We start from the raw sequence: 5,183 nt of genomic DNA, 5'->3' as shown, positions 1-5,183 counted from the left end.
CCTCCGCGCAATCGACCAGCGGCACATACAGCCGGTCCCGTGGCAAATCCACACTCAGGTCTTGCCAGAAATTGATGAGCTGCAGCGCGGTGCAGATCGCGTCCGACTGCACCAGCGCGTCCAGTTCCCGCACCCCATACAGGTGCAGCAGCAGCCGCCCGACCGGGTTGGCGGAACGCTTGCAGTAATCGAGCAGGGCGGCCCGGTCCGGGTAGCGGCGCTGGTGCGTGTCTTGCATGAAGGCCGACAGCAGCGCCTCCAGCAGCGGCAGCGGCAGGTGGTGCCTGCGGAACATCGCGGCCAGCGGCACGAACACCCCTTCCCAGCGCGGCGACGGCGCGTGGCCGCGGGCGACGCTGCGCAGGTCTTCGCGGTAGGCGTCGAGGTCGGCCAGCCGCTGCTCGGGCGTGGCGTCCCCTTCGTCGGCGATGTCGTCGGCCGTGCGGGCGAACCAGTAGATCGCGGTGACGGCCGGGCGCAGCGCGGGCGGGCACAGCACCGAGGCGACGGGGAAGTTTTCGTAGTGATCGACGCTCATGGCGTGATTATCGCCACGGTCTGTCCGCGGGAATTGACATCGGTTCAGGCCGACCCGTACATTACTGACCAGTCAGTCAGTTTGGAGTTCTGCCCATGCGACCCCGCTTTTTTCACGCCCACCGCCCTTTGTCGATGGCCCTCGGGCTGTCCGTGCTCACCGTGCTGGCCGCCTGCTCGAAGCCCGAGCCACAGCCCGAGCCGATCCGCGCCGTGCGCACGCAGAAGGTGAGCACCGGGTCCGCCACCGCGCAGCAGGAGTACGCCGCCGAGGTCAAGGCACGCACCGAGACGCGGTTGAGCTTCCGCGTCGGCGGCAAGCTGATGAGCCGCTCGGTCAACGTGGGCGACGAGGTGAAGGCGGGGCAGGTGATCGCGCAGCTCGACCCGACTGATCTGAAGCTGGGCCAGGACGCCGCCGCCGCCGGTCTGCGTGCTGCCCAGGCGAACTGGGACCAAGCCAGTGCCGACCTGAAACGCTACCGCGAACTGCACGGCCAGGGCTTTATCGGGGGTGCCGAACTGGAGCGCCGCGAGACCACACTCAAGGCGGCCCAGGCCACGCTTGACCAGGCCCGCACCCAGACCAGCGCGCAGGGCAACCAGACCCAGTACACCCGCCTCGTCGCCGACGCCGCCGGCGTGGTCACGGGCGTGGACGCCGAGCCGGGCGCGGTCGTCGGCGCTGGCACGCCCATCGTGCGGCTGGCGCTGGCCGGGTCGCGGGACGTGGTGTTCAACGTGCCGGAGGACCGGGTGGCGTCGGTGCGGGTGCTGCTGAAACAGCCGGGCGCCTTGCAGGTGAAGCTCTGGGGCGCGACGGGTGAGCCGGTGCGCGCCACGCTGCGGGAGATTGCCGCCGCCGCCGATCCGACCACGCGCACCTTCGCCGCCAAGGCCGATCTGGCGGTCAGCGATGTGCGCCTCGGCCAGACCGCCACGGTGGCCTTCGATCTGCTCAAGCGCGATGCGGTCACGCGGCTGCCGCTGGCGGCGGTGACGGAGCAGGGCGGCAAGAGCGTGGTCTGGCTGCTCGACGCGGCCACGATGACGGTCAAGCCGCAGCCGGTGCAGATCGCCGGGGCGGATGGCAATCTGGTGCTGGTCAACGGCGGCGTGCAGCCGGGACAGGAAGTGGTCACGGCTGGCGTGCATGTGCTGACCACGGGCATGAAGGTCAAGCGGTATGTCGAGCCGGTGCGTCCGGCCGCGTCGCGTTGAGCGCAAGGGCAAGGTCCGCACCATGAACCCGCACACCCACGACACCGCCCCGCGCTCGGGCTTCAACATCTCGCGCTGGGCACTGGAACACCCGGCGCTGACCCGTTACCTCATGGTCGTGCTGATGGTGCTCGGCTTCGCCGCGTACTTCCAGCTCGGCCAGGACGAAGACCCGCCGTTCACCTTCCGCGTCATGGTCGTGCAGGCCGTCTGGCCCGGCGCCACCGCGCAGCAGATGGCCGACCAGGTCACCGACAAGATCGAGAAGACGCTCCAGGAAGTCCCCAACGCCGACATCATCCGCAGCTACACCAAGCCGGGCGAGTCGGTCACCATCTTCCAGATCAAGGACAACTCGCCGCCCAAGGACGTGCCGCAGATCTGGTACCAGACACGCAAGAAGATCGGCGACATGCGGGCCACGCTGCCGGCCGGCGTGATCGGGCCGTTCTTCAACGACGAGTTCGGCGATGTCTATGGCTCGATCTTCGCGCTGTCGGCGGATGGCTTCAGCCCGGAGGAACTGCGCGAGTTTGCCGACCAGGTGCGCAGCGAGCTGCTGCGCGTGCCCGACGTGGCCAAGGTCGAGACGTTCGGGGCGCAGCCGGAGAAGGTGTTCATCGAGCTGTCCGGCAAGCGGCTGGCGCAACTGGGACTCGACCTGAACCAGGTGATCGGCCAGATTGGCACGCAGAACGCGGTCGAGAGCGCCGGTGTGCTCAACGCCGACACCCAGAACCTGCAGATCCGCGTCGGCGGCCAGTTCCGCACAGTGGAGGAACTCGGCCAGTTGCCGATCCGCGTCGTCAACCCGGCGACGGGCGTGGCGAGCATGACCAGGCTGGGCGATGTCGCCACGATCAAGCGCGGCTACAGCGACCCGCCAGCCGTCAAGGTGCGCCACCAGGGCGAGCCGGTGATCGCGCTGGGCGTGTCGATGGCCAAGGGCGGCGACATCATCGCCCTGGGCAAGGCGCTGCATGCCAAGGTCGAGCAAATCCGCGCCGAGCTGCCCGCCGGCATCACGCTGTCGCAGGTGCAGGACCAGCCGGTGGCCGTGTCGCGCTCGGTGGGCGAGTTCGTGCATGTGCTGATCGAGGCGATCGCGGTGGTGCTGGCGGTGAGCTTCATCAGCCTGGGGCTGCACTTCAAGCCGTTTCGCATCGACATCTGGCCGGGGCTGGTCGTGGCGATCACGATCCCGCTGGTGCTGTCGATCACCTTTGTCACGATGTATTACTGGGGCGTCGGGCTGCACAAGATCTCGCTCGGCTCGCTGATCATCGCGCTGGGCCTGCTGGTGGACGACGCGATCATCGCGGTCGAGATGATGGTGCGCAAGTTGGAGGAAGGGCACGACAAGCTCTACGCCGCCACCTACGCCTACGACGCCACCTCGATGCCGATGCTGACCGGCACGCTCATCACCGCCGCCGGTTTCCTCCCCATCGGCATGGCCAAGTCCACGGTGGGCGAGTACACCTTCGCGATCTTCGCGGTGACCTCGGCGGCGCTGATCATCTCGTGGGTGGTGTCGGTGTATTTCGTGCCGTACCTGGGCGCGCGCTTGCTGCGCGTGAAACCCCATGCCGACGGGCAGACCCACGATCTGTTCGATACCCCGTTCTACAACCGCTTCCGCCGCTTGGTGGATTGGTGCGTCGGCCACCGCTGGATCACGATCGGGCTGACGATCGGCGTGTTCGTGCTCGGGCTGGCGGGCATGGGCAAGGTGCAGCAGCAGTTCTTCCCGGATTCGAGTCGCTCGGAGATTCTGGTCGATCTGTGGCTGCCCGAAGGCGCGACGCTGCAGGAGAGCGAGCGCGTGGCCCAACGCTTCCAGAAGCGCATGCAGCAGGAGTCTGGCGTCGAGACGGTGACGACCTGGATCGGCTCGGGCACGCCACGCTTCTACCTGCCGCTGGACCAGATCTTTCCGCAGACCAACGTCAGCCAGTCCATCGTGCTGCCCAAGGGCATGGCCGAGCGGGAGGAACTGCGCAAGCGCCTGCCGACGCTGCTGGCCGACGAGTTCCCGGAGGTGCGCGGGCGGGTGAAGCTGCTGCCGAGCGGGCCGCCGGTGCCGTACCCGGTGCAGTTCCGTGTCGTCGGTGCCGATCCGCAGACCGTGCGCGTCTGGGCCGACCAGGCCAAGGCCGTGCTGCACGCCAGCCCGAACATGCTCGGCGTGAACGACAACTGGAACGAGTCGGTCAAGGTGCTGCGCCTGCAGATCGACCAGGACAAGGCGCGTGCGCTGGGCGTCACCAGCCAGTCGATCGCGCAGGCCACGCGCATGCTGCTGACCGGCACGCCGATCGGCCAGTTCCGCGAAGGCGACAAGCTGATCGACATCGTGATGCGTCAGCCGACCACCGAGCGCGACGCGATCACTGACCTGGGCAGCGCCTACGTGCCGACCAGCAGCGGCAAGGCCATTCCGCTGGCGCAGATCGCCCGCATCGACCACGTCTGGGAGCCGGGCGTGATGTGGCGCGAGGGGCGCAAGTACGCGATCACCGTGCAGGGCGACGTACCGGAAGGCGTGCAGGGGCCGACCGTGACCAAGGAACTCTGGCCGGCGCTGGAGAAGCTGAAGGCGCAGATGCCACCGGGCTATTCGATCGAGATCGCGGGTGCGGTGGCCGAGAGCAGCAAGGGGCAGGGGTCGATCGCGGCGGGTGTGCCGGTGATGCTGTTCGTCACCTTCACGCTGCTGATGCTGCAACTGCAGAGCTTCAGCCGGGCGATGCTGGTGTTCCTGACCGGGCCGATGGGCATTGCCGGCGTGGCAGGGGCGCTGATCCTGCTGAACCGGCCGTTCGGGTTCGTGGCGCTGCTGGGCGTGATCGCGCTGATGGGGATGATCATGCGCAACTCGGTGATCCTGATCGACCAGATCGAGCAGGACCGTGCCGCCGGGGTGCCGACCTGGGACGCGGTGGTCGAGTCGGCCGTGCGGCGGTTCCGGCCGATCGTGCTGACGGCCGCCGCCGCGGTGCTGGCTATGATTCCGCTGACGCGCAGTATTTTCTGGGGGCCGATGGCGGTGGCGATCATGGGCGGGCTGATCGTGGCCACGGCGCTGACGCTGCTGGCGCTGCCGGCGATGTACGCGGCGTGGTTCCGGGTGAAAAGGGACGTGGCCTGATCGGGTTAGAATTCGAGGTTCCGGGAATTTCCGACGCGTGCCGCGCGGGTGGCGAAATTGGTAGACGCACCAGGTTTAGGTCCTGACGCCTTCACGGGCGTGCCGGTTCGAGTCCGGCTCCGCGCACCACACCAGGCACGTACTTTCTTCCCCCAGATTCAAGCAACCTAAAGAGCTTCAGAACATGGCTGTTACTGTGGAAACCCTCGACAAGCTCGAGCGCCGCATCACGCTGACCCTGTCGGCCACCGAACTCCAGAACGAGGTCGCCAAC

General features: G+C 67.7%; 3 protein-coding genes and 1 tRNA gene. 3 read left to right on the top strand and 1 reads right to left on the bottom strand.

Annotation, left to right across the window (positions count from 1 at the left end; genetic code table 11):
* The coding region (locus tag QZW52_RS18440; protein WP_294001441.1) for a squalene/phytoene synthase family protein at window positions 1–538 on the bottom strand (538 nt) is incomplete at its 3' end.
* Window positions 539–633: 95 nt separating this feature from the next.
* Between QZW52_RS18440 and QZW52_RS18435 the strand changes: the two genes are divergently transcribed.
* The 3 genes from QZW52_RS18435 (at window position 634) to QZW52_RS18425 (ending at window position 5,038) form a co-directional block, all read left to right on the top strand.
* Window positions 634–1,758, top strand: coding sequence for an efflux RND transporter periplasmic adaptor subunit (locus QZW52_RS18435; protein ID WP_294001438.1), 1,125 nt, complete (start codon window positions 634–636; stop codon window positions 1,756–1,758).
* 22 nt (window positions 1,759–1,780) lie between these two features.
* Window positions 1,781–4,909: an efflux RND transporter permease subunit gene (locus tag QZW52_RS18430; protein ID WP_294001436.1), complete on the top strand. Its 3,129-nt coding sequence runs from the start codon at window positions 1,781–1,783 to the stop codon at window positions 4,907–4,909.
* A gap of 42 nt (window positions 4,910–4,951) precedes the next feature.
* Window positions 4,952–5,038, top strand: a tRNA-Leu gene (locus QZW52_RS18425).
* Window positions 5,039–5,183 lie beyond the last annotated feature (145 nt).

The organism is Sphaerotilus sp. (genome assembly GCF_013299175.1).
GTDB lineage: Bacteria > Pseudomonadota > Gammaproteobacteria > Burkholderiales > Burkholderiaceae_C > Sphaerotilus.
This window is presented reverse-complemented; position numbering and strand designations above follow the sequence as displayed.

Coding starts and splice junctions, on each gene's coding strand:
- QZW52_RS18435 (WP_294001438.1), top strand. CDS start 634: ATGCGACCCCGCTTTTTTCACGCCCACCGCCCTTTGTCGATGGCCCTC.
- QZW52_RS18430 (WP_294001436.1), top strand. CDS start 1,781: ATGAACCCGCACACCCACGACACCGCCCCGCGCTCGGGCTTCAACATC.